Annotated in this window: 15 protein-coding genes, 3 tRNA genes and 2 other RNA genes; 9 read left to right on the top strand and 11 right to left on the bottom strand. The window is 53.7% G+C overall.

All coding sequences use genetic code 11. The features are described from left to right. Window positions 1-11: 11 nt before the first annotated feature. Window positions 12-164 (bottom strand): AcrZ family multidrug efflux pump-associated protein, encoded by a 153-nt coding sequence (locus tag HMPREF0201_RS22390; RefSeq protein WP_016535435.1) that lies wholly within the window; start codon window positions 162-164, stop codon window positions 12-14. A gap of 128 nt (window positions 165-292) precedes the next feature. Between HMPREF0201_RS22390 and modE the strand changes: the two genes are divergently transcribed. From modE to gpmA, 7 genes are all read left to right on the top strand, one after another. Next, on the top strand, window positions 293-1,084 hold the full coding sequence (gene modE / locus HMPREF0201_RS05155) for a molybdenum-dependent transcriptional regulator (protein ID WP_016535434.1): 792 nt from the start codon (window positions 293-295) through the stop codon (window positions 1,082-1,084). 77 nt (window positions 1,085-1,161) lie between these two features. Further along, on the top strand, window positions 1,162-2,640 hold the full coding sequence (gene modF / locus HMPREF0201_RS05150; protein WP_016535433.1) for a molybdate ABC transporter ATP-binding protein ModF: 1,479 nt from the start codon (window positions 1,162-1,164) through the stop codon (window positions 2,638-2,640). 226 nt (window positions 2,641-2,866) lie between these two features. Continuing rightward, window positions 2,867-3,883, top strand: coding sequence for a UDP-glucose 4-epimerase GalE (galE, locus tag HMPREF0201_RS05145; RefSeq protein ID WP_039898008.1), 1,017 nt, complete (start codon window positions 2,867-2,869; stop codon window positions 3,881-3,883). A gap of 9 nt (window positions 3,884-3,892) precedes the next feature. Continuing rightward, the gene (gene galT / locus HMPREF0201_RS05140; RefSeq protein ID WP_016535430.1) at window positions 3,893-4,939 is read left to right on the top strand and encodes a galactose-1-phosphate uridylyltransferase; all 1,047 of its coding nucleotides are present in this window, start codon (window positions 3,893-3,895) and stop codon (window positions 4,937-4,939) included. A gap of 2 nt (window positions 4,940-4,941) precedes the next feature. Further along, window positions 4,942-6,090, top strand: coding sequence for a galactokinase (gene galK, locus HMPREF0201_RS05135; RefSeq protein WP_016535429.1), 1,149 nt, complete (start codon window positions 4,942-4,944; stop codon window positions 6,088-6,090). Next, complete coding sequence (gene galM, locus HMPREF0201_RS05130) at window positions 6,084-7,124, top strand: galactose-1-epimerase (RefSeq protein WP_016535428.1); 1,041 nt, start codon at window positions 6,084-6,086, stop codon at window positions 7,122-7,124. Before galK ends, galM begins: the two co-directional genes overlap by 7 nt. A 209-nt stretch (window positions 7,125-7,333) precedes the next feature. After that, a complete protein-coding gene (gene gpmA / locus HMPREF0201_RS05125; RefSeq protein WP_016535427.1) occupies window positions 7,334-8,086 on the top strand; it encodes a 2,3-diphosphoglycerate-dependent phosphoglycerate mutase in 753 nt (250 codons plus the stop codon). Between the two features lie 64 nt (window positions 8,087-8,150). Here the strand turns inward: gpmA and aroG are convergent, their stop codons facing one another. Beyond that, complete coding sequence (gene aroG / locus HMPREF0201_RS05120; protein WP_016535426.1) at window positions 8,151-9,203, bottom strand: 3-deoxy-7-phosphoheptulonate synthase AroG; 1,053 nt, start codon at window positions 9,201-9,203, stop codon at window positions 8,151-8,153. 318 nt (window positions 9,204-9,521) lie between these two features. Here aroG and HMPREF0201_RS05115 point away from each other — a divergent pair, with 318 nt between their 5' ends. Then, window positions 9,522-9,854, top strand: coding sequence for a YbgS-like family protein (locus HMPREF0201_RS05115; protein ID WP_039899151.1), 333 nt, complete (start codon window positions 9,522-9,524; stop codon window positions 9,852-9,854). Window positions 9,855-9,961: 107 nt separating this feature from the next. After that, window positions 9,962-10,897 carry a CDF family zinc transporter ZitB gene (gene zitB, locus HMPREF0201_RS05110; RefSeq protein ID WP_016535424.1) on the top strand — a complete coding sequence of 312 codons (936 nt, stop codon included), beginning with the start codon at window positions 9,962-9,964 and terminating at the stop codon, window positions 10,895-10,897. On the opposite strand, the gene pnuC is transcribed toward zitB, so the two are convergent. The 9 genes from pnuC to pal all read right to left on the bottom strand — a co-directional run bounded on the left by pnuC (window position 10,898) and on the right by pal (window position 15,375). Then, the gene (gene pnuC, locus HMPREF0201_RS05105; protein WP_016535423.1) at window positions 10,898-11,614 is read right to left on the bottom strand and encodes a nicotinamide riboside transporter PnuC; all 717 of its coding nucleotides are present in this window, start codon (window positions 11,612-11,614) and stop codon (window positions 10,898-10,900) included. A 23-nt stretch (window positions 11,615-11,637) separates the two neighbouring features. Beyond that, window positions 11,638-12,699, bottom strand: a complete 1,062-nt coding sequence (gene nadA, locus HMPREF0201_RS05100) for a quinolinate synthase NadA (protein WP_039898007.1) — start codon at window positions 12,697-12,699, stop codon at window positions 11,638-11,640. A gap of 608 nt (window positions 12,700-13,307) precedes the next feature. Beyond that, a tRNA-Lys gene (locus HMPREF0201_RS05095) sits at window positions 13,308-13,383 on the bottom strand. A 49-nt stretch (window positions 13,384-13,432) separates the two neighbouring features. Next, a non-coding RNA gene (locus tag HMPREF0201_RS22385) (RtT sRNA) lies at window positions 13,433-13,547 on the bottom strand. 15 nt (window positions 13,548-13,562) lie between these two features. Further along, a tRNA-Lys gene (locus HMPREF0201_RS05090) sits at window positions 13,563-13,638 on the bottom strand. A gap of 44 nt (window positions 13,639-13,682) precedes the next feature. Then, window positions 13,683-13,796, bottom strand: a non-coding RNA gene (locus HMPREF0201_RS22380) — RtT sRNA. Between the two features lie 13 nt (window positions 13,797-13,809). Next, window positions 13,810-13,885, bottom strand: a tRNA-Lys gene (locus tag HMPREF0201_RS05085). A 164-nt stretch (window positions 13,886-14,049) separates the two neighbouring features. Then, entirely contained in the window at window positions 14,050-14,844 is a 795-nt protein-coding gene (gene cpoB / locus HMPREF0201_RS05080; protein WP_016535421.1) for a cell division protein CpoB, read from the bottom strand. Between the two features lie 9 nt (window positions 14,845-14,853). Further along, window positions 14,854-15,375, bottom strand: coding sequence for a peptidoglycan-associated lipoprotein Pal (gene pal, locus HMPREF0201_RS05075; protein ID WP_008456172.1), 522 nt, complete (start codon window positions 15,373-15,375; stop codon window positions 14,854-14,856). Window positions 15,376-15,382 lie beyond the last annotated feature (7 nt).

Genomic DNA, 15,382 nt, shown 5'->3' with positions numbered 1-15,382 from the left:
CGTTCGGGGAATCAGTGATGCTGTTTCGAAGGTTGGTCGCGATGACCGACTTTTGAGAAGACGTTAAACACTTCACCCAATCCATAGATGAGACCGAGGATCACCGCCATGACAACCGGCACCATGACCACGGCAAACACCAGGCTTTTCAATAACTCGAACATAACTGCCTCCGGCAAAAGCGAGAATGAATATTCTAGCGGTAGTTGAGAAAAACGCACTCTCCTTTTGTGCCATTTGCCCGGATAGCCACAATAGAGGAAAATGAAGGTTTTCCTGACCCGGAGAGGTTATGCAAGCTGAAATCTTATTAACGCTGAAGTTGCAGCAGCGGCTGTTCGCCGACCCACGGCGCATCGCGCTGCTCAAGCAAATTCGCCACACCGGCTCTATCAGCCAGGGGGCGAAACTTGCCGGCATCAGCTACAAGAGCGCCTGGGATGCCATTAATGAGATGAACCAGCTGGCCGAGCAAAGCCTTGTAGACCGGGCCACGGGTGGTAAAGGGGGCGGCGGCGCGGTGCTGACCCGCTACGGCGAACGCCTGATCCAACTTTACGAGCTGCTGGCGCAAATTCAGCAAAAAGCCTTTGATGTATTGCAGGACGACGCTCTGCCGCTGGACAGCCTGCTTGCCGCTATTTCTCGCTTTTCGCTGCAAACCAGCGCCCGTAACCAGCTATTTGGCACCGTTTTAAAACGCGATGATGAGCAGGTGCAGCAGCATATCGACATCTTGCTGGCAGACGGTGAAACCCGTTTAAAAGCGGCAATTACTCGCCAGAGCGCCGAACGTCTGGGCCTTGATGAAGGCAAAGAAGTGCTGGTGCTGATTAAAGCGCCGTGGATTGATATCGCCACCAGCCGCAGTGAAGCAGGCAGCGCGGATAATCAGCTTGCGGGCAAAATCAGCAGCGTTGAGCAGGGTAAAGATCACAGCGAAGTGCTGGTGGAATTAGCCGACGGCCAGACGCTGTGCGCCACGCTTCCCAACCTGCGCGTTGAGCAGCAGGCGCTGGTAGAAGGTGCTGAGGTAACAGCATTTTTCAATGCGGATAGGGTTATCGTCGCCACACTCTGCTAAAAGCGACCGGTCGATTGACATCGAAGCCGACAAACCGTATTTCTGTAGCTTCATCGCTGCAAAATATGGGATAAAACATGTCTTCGTTGCATATTTCGCAAGGTACGTTTCACCTTAGCGACATAAAAACTCTCACCCTCAACGATCTTACCCTGCGCGCCGGAGAAAGCTGGGCGTTTGTGGGCGCCAACGGCAGCGGCAAGTCCGCTCTGGCCCGCGCGTTGGCCGGTTCGCTTACGCTACAAAAAGGCGAGCGACATTGCGATTTTACACGCATCGCCCACCTCTCTTTTGAGCAATTGCAAAAGCTGGTCAGCGACGAATGGCAGCGCAACAATACCGATTTAATCAGCGCCGATGAGGACGATACCGGCCGCACCACGGCGGAAATCATCCAGGACGAAGTTGCGGATGAAAGCCGCTGCCGGGAGCTTGCAGCCTTATTTGGCATTGAGCATTTACTCTCCCGCCGCTTCAAATATTTATCCACCGGTGAAACGCGCAAGACATTGCTCTGCCAGGCGCTGATGGCGCAGCCTGACCTGCTGATCCTCGATGAGCCATTCGATGGTCTGGACGTAAAGTCTCGCCAGCAGTTGGCTGAGTTATTAGCCGAACTAAGTGTGCAGGGTTATACCCTGGTGCTGGTGCTCAACCGCTTTGATGAGATCCCGGAATTTGTGCAGTATGCTGGCGTACTGGCCGACTGCACCTTGACGGAAAGCGGGGAAAAACAGGCTCTGCTGGAGCAGGCGCTTATTGCTCAACTGGCCCACAGCGAGAAGCTGGCGGGCGTTGCGCTACCCGAAGCGGACGACCCGAGCGCCCGCTACGCTTTACCTGAAAACGAACCGCGCATCGTACTGAAAGACGGCGTGGTTGAGTATAACGACCGCCCTATCCTGCATCATCTCAGTTGGACAGTTAACCCCGGGGAACACTGGCAGATCGTCGGGCCTAACGGCGCAGGGAAATCAACATTGCTGAGCCTGGTAACCGGCGATCATCCGCAGGGTTACAGCAATAACCTGACGCTGTTTGGCCGTCGTCGCGGCAGCGGAGAAACCATCTGGGATATCAAAAAACATATTGGTTACGTCAGCAGCAGCCTGCATCTGGATTATCGCGTCAGCACCACGGTGCGTAACGTTATCCTTTCCGGCTACTTTGACTCAATCGGTATCTATCAGGCGGTGTCGGACAGACAGCAGAAGCTCACTCGCGAATGGCTGAACATGCTGGGTATGGACAACGCCACCGCCGATGCCCCTTTCCACAGCCTATCGTGGGGACAGCAGCGCCTGGCGCTGATTGCCAGAGCGCTGGTAAAACACCCGACTCTGTTGATTCTGGATGAACCGCTTCAGGGGCTGGACCCGCTTAACCGCCAGCTGGTACGCCGTTTTGTCGATATTTTGATTGGCGAGGGCGAGACGCAGCTGCTGTTTGTCTCCCACCACGCCGAAGATGCCCCAGAGTGTATTACCCGGCGCTTAACTTTTGTCCCCGACGGTGACGGATACGGTTATCAAATCGAAGACGTGAATCCTGCATAATCCCTGAAGGCGCTACGGCGCCTTTTATTCTTTAACTGCGGCGCGCAGACTTTCGGAATTGCCGCATCCTTTCCTTTAATGGCATTTGTTTTACAATGCGTTATGGCAATGCTAATTGAATCGAAACCCATTGTGTAAACGATACCACTAATTTAGCGCATATCACATTTTTGGCCGCTCTGTTATGCTATGGTTATCCCAACCCATAGGCTATATGGAGCGAAAAATGAGAGTTCTGGTTACAGGTGGTAGCGGTTACATTGGAAGTCATACCTGCGTGCAGCTGCTGCAAAACGGGCACGATGTGGTGATCCTCGACAACTTGTGTAACAGCAAGCGCAGCGTGCTGCCGGAGATCGAACGTCTGGGCGGTAAACACCCGCTGTTTATCGACGGTGACATCCGCGACGAAGCGCTGCTGGCCGAAATCTTCCACGATCATAAAATCGATGCGGTCATCCACTTTGCCGGGCTAAAAGCCGTAGGCGAGTCCGTCAACAAGCCGCTGGAGTACTACGACAACAACGTGACCGGCACATTGAAGCTCATCTCCGCGATGCGCGCCGCCAACGTTACTAACTTCATCTTTAGCTCCTCCGCCACCGTTTACGGCGACCAGCCCAAAATCCCATATGTAGAAAGCTTCCCTACCGGCAAACCTGCCAGCCCTTACGGCCAAAGCAAACTGATGGTCGAACAGATCCTGACCGACCTGCAAAAGGCTCAGCCGGACTGGAGCGTTGCTCTGCTGCGCTACTTTAACCCGGTAGGCGCTCATCCATCGGGCGATATGGGTGAAGATCCGCAGGGCATTCCAAACAACCTGATGCCTTACATTGCCCAGGTTGCCGTTGGCCGCCGCGATTCTCTGGCTATCTTTGGTAACGATTACCCAACCGAAGACGGCACCGGCGTGCGCGACTACATCCACGTTATGGATCTTGCCGACGGCCACGTTGCCGCTATGCAGGCGCTGGAAGGCAAGCCCGGGGTGCATATTTACAATCTCGGCGCGGGCGTTGGCAGCAGCGTGCTCGACGTGGTTAACGCTTTCAGCAAGGCCTGCGGTAAGCCGGTGAACTACCACTTCGCCCCACGCCGCGACGGCGACCTGCCCGCCTACTGGGCCGATGCCACCAAAGCCGATAAAGAACTCAACTGGCGTGTCAGCCGTTCGCTGCAGGAAATGGCAGACGATACCTGGCGCTGGCAGTCACGCCACCCCCAAGGTTATGAAGACTAAGGACATGTGATGGAGCAGTTTAATCCGGTCGATCATCCGCATCGCCGCTATAACCCGCTAACGGGTCAATGGATTCTGGTTTCTCCGCATCGCGCGAAGCGACCCTGGCAGGGTGCACAGGAAACGCCCTCGCAGGATAAGCTGCCGGTTCACGATCCGGACTGCTTTCTCTGCCCGGGCAATACCCGCGTCACCGGAGATAAGAACCCGAATTACACCGGTACTTTCGTTTTCACTAACGATTTTGCCGCGTTAATGACGGACACGCCAGACGCCCCCGCAAGCCAGGATCCTCTGATGCGTTGCGAAAGCGCGCGCGGAACCAGCCGGGTTATCTGCTTCTCCCCCGATCACAGTAAAACGCTGCCGGAGCTAACGCTTACCGCGCTTGCAGAGGTAGTAAAAACCTGGCAACAGCAAACAGCCGAACTGGGCAAAAGCTACCCGTGGGTGCAGGTATTTGAAAATAAAGGCGCGGCTATGGGCTGCTCTAACCCTCACCCTCACGGCCAGGTTTGGGCAAACAGCTTTTTACCTAACGAAGTGGCCCGTGAAGACAATTTACAGCGTGAATATTTTGCCCACCAGGGCAAGCCCATGCTGCTGGATTACGTCCAGCGCGAGCTGGCTGACGGAAGCCGCACCGTTGTAGAAACAGAACACTGGTTAGCCGTGGTTCCTTACTGGGCAGCGTGGCCGTTCGAAACGCTGCTGCTGCCAAAAGCCCATGTAATACGCATCACGGATTTAAGCCCGGAGCAAAGCGCCGACCTGGCGCTGGCGCTGAAAAAGCTCACCAGCCGCTACGACAATCTGTTCCAGTGCTCATTCCCCTACTCCATGGGCTGGCACGGCGCGCCGTTTAACGGAGCTGATAATCAACACTGGCAGCTGCATGCCCATTTCTATCCGCCGCTGCTGCGTAGCGCCACGGTACGCAAATTTATGGTCGGCTATGAAATGCTGGCAGAAACACAAAGAGATTTAACCGCAGAGCAAGCCGCAGAACGCTTGCGCGCAGTCAGTGACGTACATTTCCGCCAATCGGGAGTTTAATTATGAGTCTGAAAGAAAAAACCCAACATCTGTTTGCTGAACAATTTGGCTATCCGGCTACCCACACCATTCAGGCTCCGGGCCGCGTAAATCTGATTGGCGAACACACCGACTACAACGACGGCTTTGTTCTGCCGTGCGCCATTGATTACCAGACGGTAATTAGCTGCGCTAAACGCGACGACCGCACCGTGCGCGTGATTGCCGCCGACTACGACAACCAGCAGGATAGCTTCTCGCTTGATGCCCCTATCCTCGCGCATGAGTCTCAGCAATGGGCAAATTACGTGCGCGGCGTGGTCAAGCACCTGCAAAAACGCGACAAGAATTTTTCCGGCGTCGATATGGTCATCAGCGGCGACGTGCCACAGGGTGCTGGCCTCAGCTCTTCCGCCTCGCTTGAAGTTGCGGTTGGCAAGGTCTTGCAACAGCTTTATCACCTGCCGCTCGACGGCGCTCAGCTGGCGCTCAACGGCCAGGAAGCGGAAAACCAGTTCGTTGGCTGCAACTGCGGCATCATGGATCAATTGATTTCCGCGCTCGGCAAAAAAGACCACGCCCTGCTTATCGACTGCCGCACGTTGGGTACGAAAGCCGTTTCCATGCCGAAGGGCGTGGCGGTCGTTATCATCAACAGTAACTTTAAACGCACCCTGGTCGGCAGCGAGTACAACACCCGCCGCGAGCAGTGTGAGACAGGCGCTCGTTTCTTTAGCCAGAAGGCGCTGCGTGACGTTGAGTTAGCAAAATTCAACGAAGTTGCCCACCAGCTTGACCCGGTAGTTGCCCGGCGTGTACGTCACGTTCTGACCGAAAACATTCGTACCGTTGAAGCGGCAGATGCGCTGGCAAAAGGCGATTTACTCCGTATGGGACAGCTGATGGAAGAGTCACACGCTTCAATGCGCGATGACTTCGAAATCACCGTTCCGCAGATTGATACTCTGGTAGATATCGTGAAAGCGACCATCGGTGACAAAGGCGGCGTACGCATGACCGGCGGCGGCTTCGGCGGCTGCATCGTGGCGCTGGTGCCTGAAGATCTCGTCCCGGCGGTAAAACAGGCCGTGGCGGAGCAATATGAGAGCAAGACCGGCATTAAAGAGACGTTTTACGTTTGCAAAGCCTCCGAAGGAGCAGGCCAATGCTAAAACAGACGCCGACTCCTGCCCCGGACGGCCAACCTTTTCGCCTCACCACCCTGCGCAACGGCGCGGGGATGGTGGTCACGCTGATGGACTGGGGCGCAACGCTGCTCTCCTGCCGCGTGCCGATGAAAGATGGCAGCGTGCGTGAAACGCTGCTTGGCTGCGCTTCACCCGAGCAATATTTGCAGCAAAATGCCTATCTGGGAGCGACCATAGGCCGTTACGCGAACCGCATCGCCGGAGGCAAGTTAAAATTTAAAGAGACGACTCTCCAGTTGCAAACCAACCAGGGCGATAATCAGCTGCACGGCGGCCCCGAGGGGTTCGATAAAAGACGCTGGCGCATCGTGGCTCAAAATGAACACGAAGTTATCTATGCGCTCGACTCAAACGACGGGGATCAAGGCTTCCCGGGCGAGCTTAAAACGACGGCACGTTATGCGCTGACGGAAGATAACCGCATCAGCATTGAGCTGCGGGCAAGCGTCGATAAACCCTGCCCGGTGAACCTGACTAACCATGCCTATTTCAACCTCGACGGCAGCCAGGGTGATATCCGTCAGCATCGGCTACAGCTGCTGGCGGACAGCTACCTGCCGGTTGACGCTAACGGTCTTCCTCAGGTTGGCCTGAAAGACGTTGCCGGCACCAGCTTCGACTTCCGCGAGCCAAAGCTTATCGGGCAGGATTTCCTGAGCGATGCCGATCAGCAGGCGGTTAAAGGCTACGATCATGCATTCTTATTGCAGGCAAAAGGCGACATCAACCAGCCGGTAGCCAGGGTCTGGTCAAGGGACAATAAGCTGGAAATGAAGGTTTATACCACCGCGCCTGCTCTGCAATTCTACAGCGGTAACTATCTCGCAGGCACGCCCGCACGCGAGCAAGGGAGCTATAGCGACTGGAACGGCCTGGCGCTGGAAAGCGGGTTCCTTGCCGATAGCCCAAACCACCCGGAATGGCCGCAGCCTGACTGCTGGCTCCGGCCGGGTGAGGCTTATCTCAGCGTCACGGAGTACCTGTTCCTCGCCCGGTAATCTCTATTGCCCTTTTCATAAAGGGCAATTTCTCACCAAATCGCTGGCTTTAGCGCCAAATCGCGCCAAAAATATAACAACCTTTTACAACCACCTTACACTCCACGCGCTTTTTCGCTATGTTAAACGTTTATCATTGCCGTGCCTGATGACACGGCAATATAATGATAATTGTTATCATTAATCCCAGGCTCATTAAGGAGTAAATTATGGCAGTTACTAAGCTGGTTCTGGTGCGCCACGGCGAAAGTCAGTGGAACAACGAAAACCGCTTCACCGGTTGGTATGATGTTGACTTGTCTGATAAAGGTCGTACTGAAGCCAAGGCTGCGGGTCAGCTGCTGAAGGAAGAAGGCTTCGCTTTTGACTTCGCTTACACTTCAGTGCTGAAACGTGCCATCCACACTCTCTGGAACATCCTCGATGAACTGGACCAGGCCTGGCTCCCGGTTGAGAAATCCTGGAAACTGAACGAGCGTCACTACGGTGCCCTGCAGGGTCTGAACAAAGCTGAAACCGCTGAAAAATACGGTGACGAGCAGGTTAAACAGTGGCGTCGCGGCTTCGCGATTACTCCGCCAGAACTGTCTAAAGACGACGAGCGTTTCCCGGGCCACGATCCACGTTACGCAAGCCTGAGCGACAAAGAGCTGCCAACTACCGAAAGCCTGGCGCTGACCATCGATCGCGTAACCCCGTTCTGGAACGAATCTATTCTGCCACGCATGATATCCGGCGAGCGCGTAATCGTTGCTGCTCACGGTAACTCCCTGCGTGCGCTGGTGAAATATCTGGATAACCTGAGCGAAGACGAGATCCTCGAGCTGAACATCCCAACCGGCGTGCCGCTGGTGTACGAGTTCGACGAAAACTTCAAGCCGCTGAAACGTTACTACCTGGGCAACGCTGACGAAATCGCAGCCAAAGCCGCCGCGGTAGCAAACCAGGGTAAAGCGAAGTAATTCGCAACCGATCAAAAAAGGCGTGGTAGAAACCACGCCTTTTTTATTGGCTATAAGTCAGGGTTCAACCGCGACGTGCTTTCACCGCCGCAGCCAGCTGACGCAGAGCAACTTCGGTATCTTCCCAGCCGATGCAGGCGTCGGTCACGCTCTTGCCGTAGACCAGCGGCTCACCGCTCTCAAGATTCTGGTTACCTTCCACCAGATGGCTTTCAATCATTACGCCGATAATCGCCTTCTCGCCGCCCGCAACCTGAGCGCAGACATCTTCAGAAACTTCCATCTGCTTCTTGAACTGCTTGCTGCTATTGGCGTGGCTGAAATCGATCATTACCTGCGCTTCAAGGCCAGCTTTAGCCAGACCGGCTTTCACTTCTTCCACGTGTTTTGCGCTGTAGTTAGGCTCTTTGCCGCCGCGCAGAATAATGTGGCAGTCGCCGTTACCGCTGGTGTTCACAATCGCAGAGTGACCCCATTTGGTCACGGAGAGGAAGCAGTGCGGCGCACCCGCAGCATTGATGGCGTCAATAGCGACTTTAATCGTGCCGTCGGTGCCGTTTTTGAAGCCAACCGGGCAGGAAAGACCGGAGGCCAGCTCGCGGTGTACCTGAGACTCAGTGGTACGAGCGCCGATTGCGCCCCAGCTCATCAGGTCGGCCAGATACTGCGGGGTTATCATATCAAGAAACTCACCCGCCGCAGGCAGGCCGGAGTCGTTGATATCGAGCAGCAGCTTGCGCGCAATACGCAGGCCATCGTTAATCTGGTAGCTGCTATCCATGTGGGGATCGTTAATCAGCCCCTTCCAGCCTACGGTGGTGCGCGGTTTTTCAAAATAAACCCGCATCACCACTTCCAGTTCACCCTGGAGTTCTTCACGCAGCGCAAGCAGGCGCGTGCCATACTCTTTCGCCGCTTTAACATCGTGAATTGAACAAGGCCCAATCACCACCAGCAGGCGATCGTCGCTGCCTTTGAGGATTTTATGGATTGCCTTACGTGCCTGAGAGACAGTATGGGCGGCTTTTTCGGTGGCGGGGAATTTTTCCAGCAGCGCTACAGGGGGAAGAAGCTCGTTTATCTCTTTGATTCTTAAGTCATCGTTCTGATAATTCATGATAGTTCCGGGGTCATCCTGATATTTTTCTTCGTTGCAATCCTTTCAATCTAACTCGCATAACCACAAGTGTAAACGGGCTTTTACACTTCTCACAGATTAATCCTGAAAACGGGTAAAAAACAGCTTAAACATGGTGAAAACCCGCTGAAGCACTACACTTTCCAACTGTTAACGCTGAAAAATGTTAAATTTTCAATATTGAACACTAACGTGAAGATTGGCGGCTGGACAATCCACTGCTGAAGCGAGATCTTTCAGCATTTGCCATTGCACTGTTGGAAGAAGTTATCCAGCAATAACGACCAGAACAGGAGCATCGTAATGAAAAAATTAACCACACTTCTACTGACAGCAACCCTTGCGCTGGGTAGCGGGGCGGCATTTGCAGCTGACTCCACTTCCGGGGCCAATAATGGCCAGGCAAACGCCTCCGCAGAAGCAGGCCAGGTTGCTCCGGATGCGCAGCAAAATGTGGCACCAAACGGCGTGAAAAACAGCCACATCAACAGCTCTCATCACGAGATGAGCAAAAGCGAAGTGCATAAAAACTCTATGTGCAAAGATGGACGCTGCCCGGATACCAACAAAAAAGTTGAAACCGGCAGCGGGAACGACGTCAATACCAAAGTTGATGGCACGTCTCAGTAATCCTTCCTCCCGATAAAAGAGGGTCGTAATGACTCTCTTTTTATCAATCGGTTGATGCCAGGATGTGCTTATAATTAACTCACTGTTGCTCAATATTGTGAGAAATCATGGCGCATTCACATCAGCACGCTCCTTCCGATAATAATGCTAAACGCCTGCTGCTGGCTTTTTTAGTCACGGCGGTGTTTATGGTCGCCGAAGTCATTGGCGGCCTGCTTTCCGGTTCCCTGGCCCTGCTGGCCGATGCGGGACATATGCTCACCGATGCGGCGGCGCTGCTGTTTGCGCTGCTGGCCGTTCATTTTGCCCGCCGCCCGCCGAACGCGCGCCATACCTTTGGCTGGCTGAGGCTCACCACGCTTGCCGCATTTGTGAATGCTATCGCTCTGGTGTTGATTACCATTTTAATTGTCTGGGAAGCGATTCAGCGCTTCTCTGACCCTCAGCCAATCGCCGGCTGGGCAATGCTGATTATTGCCGTAGCGGGGTTGCTGGCAAACCTGTTCTCTTTTTGGATATTGCACCGGGGAAGTGACGAAAAGAACCTCAACGTGCGGGCAGCAGCGTTGCATGTTCTGGGCGATCTTCTCGGGTCGGTCGGCGCTATCGTTGCCGCAGTCGTCATCCTCTGGACGGGCTGGACACCTATCGACCCGATTCTCTCGGTGCTGGTTTCATGCCTTGTGTTACGTAGCGCCTGGAGCCTGCTGAAGGAGAGCGTGAACGAACTGCTGGAAGGTGCGCCGGTCAGCATCGACATTGCCGCCCTGAAGCGAAATCTTTCCCGCTCAATACCGGAGGTGAGAAATGTGCATCACGTTCATATTTGGCTGGTGGGCGAAAAGCCGCTAATGACCCTGCACGTACAGGTTATCCCGCCTCACGATCACGACGCTTTGCTGGAGAGCATTCACCATTTTCTGGCGCACGAATATCAAATTGAGCACGCTACGGTGCAAATGGAGTATCAGCCCTGCCACGGGCCGAATTGCGATTTAAATGAGCACGACCATTCAACCGGTCATGCTCATCATCACCACTGATTAAGAAAGCGCGCGCGAGCCATACTGCCGCGCGCTTTTGATCCACATGCGGCTGCCGTTTAACGCGATAAATGTCAGAAGTAAATATTCCAGCGACATCGCGTACACGCCCTGGAGCGCAAAGATAACCACGCTGATAATGTTGATGACCGTCCACAGCAGCCAGTTTTCAACGTATTTGCGCGTCATCAGGATCATCGCCACAATCGACAACACCATCATGCTGGAATCCCAGAACGGGTAAGCATCCGGCTGCAATTCAGGCTGGCTGACGTTAAGCCCGATACTTTGCATCGCCGTGACGGCTATTTTGGTCAGGAAAGCAAACACAGGATCGATAAATATCGTCATCAGCCCGATGGCCGCGATGATTATCACCAGCCACGCAATCGCCTTAGGCAGCGGCAGCCAGCGAATCTGCAACAGCGCCTGGTTGTTGCTGCTTTGCCGCGACCAGGCGTACCAGCCGTAGAGATTGGCGACGAAAAAGAACAGCTGCAACAGCAGGCTGGCGTAAAGCTGGATCTGGAAAAAAATGATGGCAAACAGCGTGACGTTAATTAACCCGAAGGCGTAGTTAGCAATCTTTTCAAGGCTGGCAAGCCAGATACACAGCAAACCGGCCAGCGTACCCACGGCTTCAATCCATGATAAGTCATACCCACCCGCCCCGATGGGGATGTGTACCAGAATGTTCTGCGTGCTTAAAAAATCCATGTATTCCCCAGAGCGTAATCTATTTACGCGTTGCCTTTTACCGTACGACGCAGTTCTGCCGCAAAGTCGAGCATGCGATTCAGCGGCACCAGAGCGCCTTCACGAAGCGCGGCATCAACTTCTATCGTGTGAGCGGCTCCGCCCTGCTCCAACCCCTCTGCAATCGCTTTAAGCCCGTTCATGGCCATCCACGGGCAATGAGCACAGCTGCGGCAGGTTGCGCCTTCCCCCGCCGTCGGCGCTTCCAGTAATTCTTTATCCGGGCACGCCTGCTGCATTTTATAAAAAATTCCGCGATCCGTCGCCACAATAAGCTGCTGATGCGGCAGCGTTTTAGCCGCATTGATAAGCTGGCTTGTCGAACCTACCGCATCGGCCATATCGACCACCGCCTGCGGAGATTCAGGGTGTACCAGCACCGCGGCATCAGGGTATAGCGCCTTCATGCGCGCCAGCGCCTGGGTTTTAAATTCATCATGGACGATGCAGGCACCTTGCCAGCACAACACGTCTGCTCCGGTCTGTTTCTGAACGTAGTTCCCCAGATGGCGGTCCGGTGCCCAGATAATTTTCTCGCCCAGGCTGTCGAGATGCTCAATTAATTCAACGGCAATGCTGGAGGTAACCACCCAATCAGCCCGCGCTTTTACCGCCGCGGAGGTATTAGTATAGACTACGACTGTTCTGTCAGGATGCTTGTCGCAAAACTCGTTAAACGCATCGATGGGGCAGCCAAGATCCAGCGAGCATTCAGCATGAAGCGTGGGCATCAATATGGTTTTTTCCGGGCTCAGGATTTTTGCCGTTTCGCCCATAAAACGAACCCCGGCGACCAGCAAAGTCGATGCCGGATGGTTAGCGCCGAAGCGAGCCATTTCCAGCGAGTCAGAGATGCAGCCCCCGGTCTCTTCCGCCAGCGCCTGAATTTCCGGGTCGGTGTAGTAGTGCGCCACCATTACCGCATCACGCTCTTTAAGCAGGCGCTTGATTTTTTCACGATAAAATTGCTTTTCGTCCACGCTTAGCGGAACCGGTTTTGGAGGGAACGGATAAATCGCGGTTTCCGGGTCAAACATTACGCTCATCATGCTTTCTCGTTTTACTGACTTAACCAAACCGGCCTTAAAGGAGTAATTCACGCGATAATTGGCCAGCATTGTTTTGTATGCTAAACAAGATAGCGAATTTTGAAAAAGATGTCGTGGATTATTGCTCGATGGTCGGGGAGAGATGCAAAATGATTTTTCGGGCCTGCGGGGATGTTCGTTTTTTTTGGATTACAGCCTGCGGCAGGTTCTCATGCTGCCCGAATCTCAAATAGCAAAAAGGCGCCTTTAGGGCGCCTTTCTACATTGGTGGGAAGATTGTGCAGGATGCACTCGTCTCATCCTGAGACTCACCCTGCGGGTCACCGCAAGCGATGATGCAAAATTGTTCCCGACAATTTTGTCGAACCTGCGGCAGGTTCGAACCCACACGAATTGCAAATAGAAAAAGGCGCCTTTAGGGCGCCTTTCTACATTGGTGGGAAGATTGTGCAGGATGCACTCGTCTCATCCTGAGACTCACCCTGCGGGTCACCGCAAGCGATGATGCAAAATTGTTCCCGACAATTTTGTCGAACCTGCGGCAGGTTCGAACCCAACACGAATTACAAATAGCAAAAAGGCGCCTTTAGGGCGCCTTTCTACATTGGTGGGTCGTGCAGGATTCGAACCTGCGACCAATTGATTAAAAGTCAACTGCTCTACCAACTGAGCTAACGACCCGCGGTGTGCGGTTACTGCAATCTGCTTTCACAACATTCATCTTAAAAGATGGTGGGTCGTGCAGGATGATTTCACCCTTCGGGCCGTTGCTAAAGCAACGTTGTTTCGCTTTCGCTCAACTCGAACCTGCTGCAGGTTCAAACCCTTCACGATTCACTCACAACATTCATCTTAAAAGATGGTGGGTCGTGCAGGATTCGAACCTGCGACCAATTGATTAAAAGTCAACTGCTCTACCAACTGAGCTAACGACCCGCTGTGCGGTTACTGCAAACTTCTTTTACTGCTTTACTTTAAAGTTGTGGGTCGTGCAGGATGACTTCACCCTTCGGGCCGTTGCTAAGCAACGTTGTTTCGCTTTCGCTCAACTCAAACCTGCTGCAGGTTCGAACCCTTCACGCCTGACTACAGCTTATTACTTTAAAGTGGTGGGTCGTGCAGGATTCGAACCTGCGACCAATTGATTAAAAGTCAACTGCTCTACCAACTGAGCTAACGACCCACTTTTGCGTCACTTTCGGTTTGTTTCGTATCCCTTGGCAACGGCGGCATATATTACTGATTTAAGATTTTGACGCAACAATAATTTTGATGCAGATCGATCAACTGCTTATGTTTCGCACGGCAAGACCAGAAAAACGACGATATCTGGTCAGGCCGCACGCATTATTGGGCATTCAGGCGTTTTTGAGCCTGCTTTGCGCCTTCACTACCCGGGTACTGTTTAACGACCTGCTGGTACACAGCTTTCGCTTTTGCAACGTCGCCTTTGTCCTGCATGATCACGCCGACTTTAAACATCGCATCCGGCGCCTTCGGTGATTTCGGGTAATTTTTCACCACGGAGGCAAAATAAAACGCCGCATCATCCTTTTTCCCTTTGTTGTAATTCAACTGACCGAGCCAGTAATTAGCGTTCGGCTGATAGGTTGAATCAGGATACTTCTTCACAAAGTTCTGAAAGGCGCTGATAGCGTCGTCCTGGCGCGATTTATCCTGCACCAGAGCGATAGCCGCATTGTAATCGCTGTTGGCGTCGCCGCCCTGCACCGGAGCCGCAGGAGCAGCCGTAGAAGCTCCTGCATCCGGCGTGGCCGCTGCTGCGCCCTGAGAGCCATCTGCCGCAGGCTGTTGCGTGTTACCCGCGCCAGCGCTGCTGGCTTCATTCATCTGCAGCAGAATTTGCTTTTGACGCTCCACAACCTGATTAAGCTGATACTGGCTTTCCTGAATCTGACCGCGCAGGGAGTCAATATCATTCTGGTTATCGGAGAGTTGCTGCTGGAGTTGGGTTAAAAGTTGACTGTGAGCGTTAGAAATACGCTCGAGTTGGGTGACGCGGTCTTCGACCGAGCCTGAGCCGACACTACTGATTGGCGCCTGAGCATTAGCGGCCCAGGGGGCCGCTATGCCAACCAGTAACGACAGACTCAACAAGTGATGTCTGAAGTTACTGCTCATGCGATTCTCTTAGTAAACCAGTACGGCACGACGGTTTTTAGCGTAAGCCGCTTCGTCATGACCCAGTACTGCAGGTTTTTCTTTACCGTAAGAAACGATGGAGATCTGGTCTGCAGAAACGCCTTTACCTTGCAGGTACATTTTAACAGCGTTAGCACGACGTTCGCCCAGTGCGATGTTGTACTCTGGGGTACCGCGCTCATCCGCATGACCTTCTACGGTCACTTTGTAAGACGGGTTGCTACGCAGGAAGTTAGCGTGAGCATCCAGCATTGCAGCGAATTCAGAGCTAACATCGTATTTGTCCAGACCGAAGTAAACGATGTTGTTCTGCTGCAGCTGTTGCATCTGCAGACGAGCCTGCTCTTCAGAAGACATGTTGCCGTGGCCGTTAGCGTCCATACCAGTGCCGGCACCCAGCATACCTTCACCGCTCTGACCATTGTTGGCGCTCTTGTTAGAAGAACACGCCGCGATAGCCATAACCGGCAGAGCAATCATCAGCCCTTTCAGCACTTTGTTCAGTTGCATTTCTTTG

Origin of the sequence: Cedecea davisae DSM 4568 (assembly GCF_000412335.2) — a bacterium.
In the GTDB taxonomy this organism is placed as follows: Bacteria; Pseudomonadota; Gammaproteobacteria; order Enterobacterales; family Enterobacteriaceae; genus Cedecea; species Cedecea davisae.
This window is presented reverse-complemented; position numbering and strand designations above follow the sequence as displayed.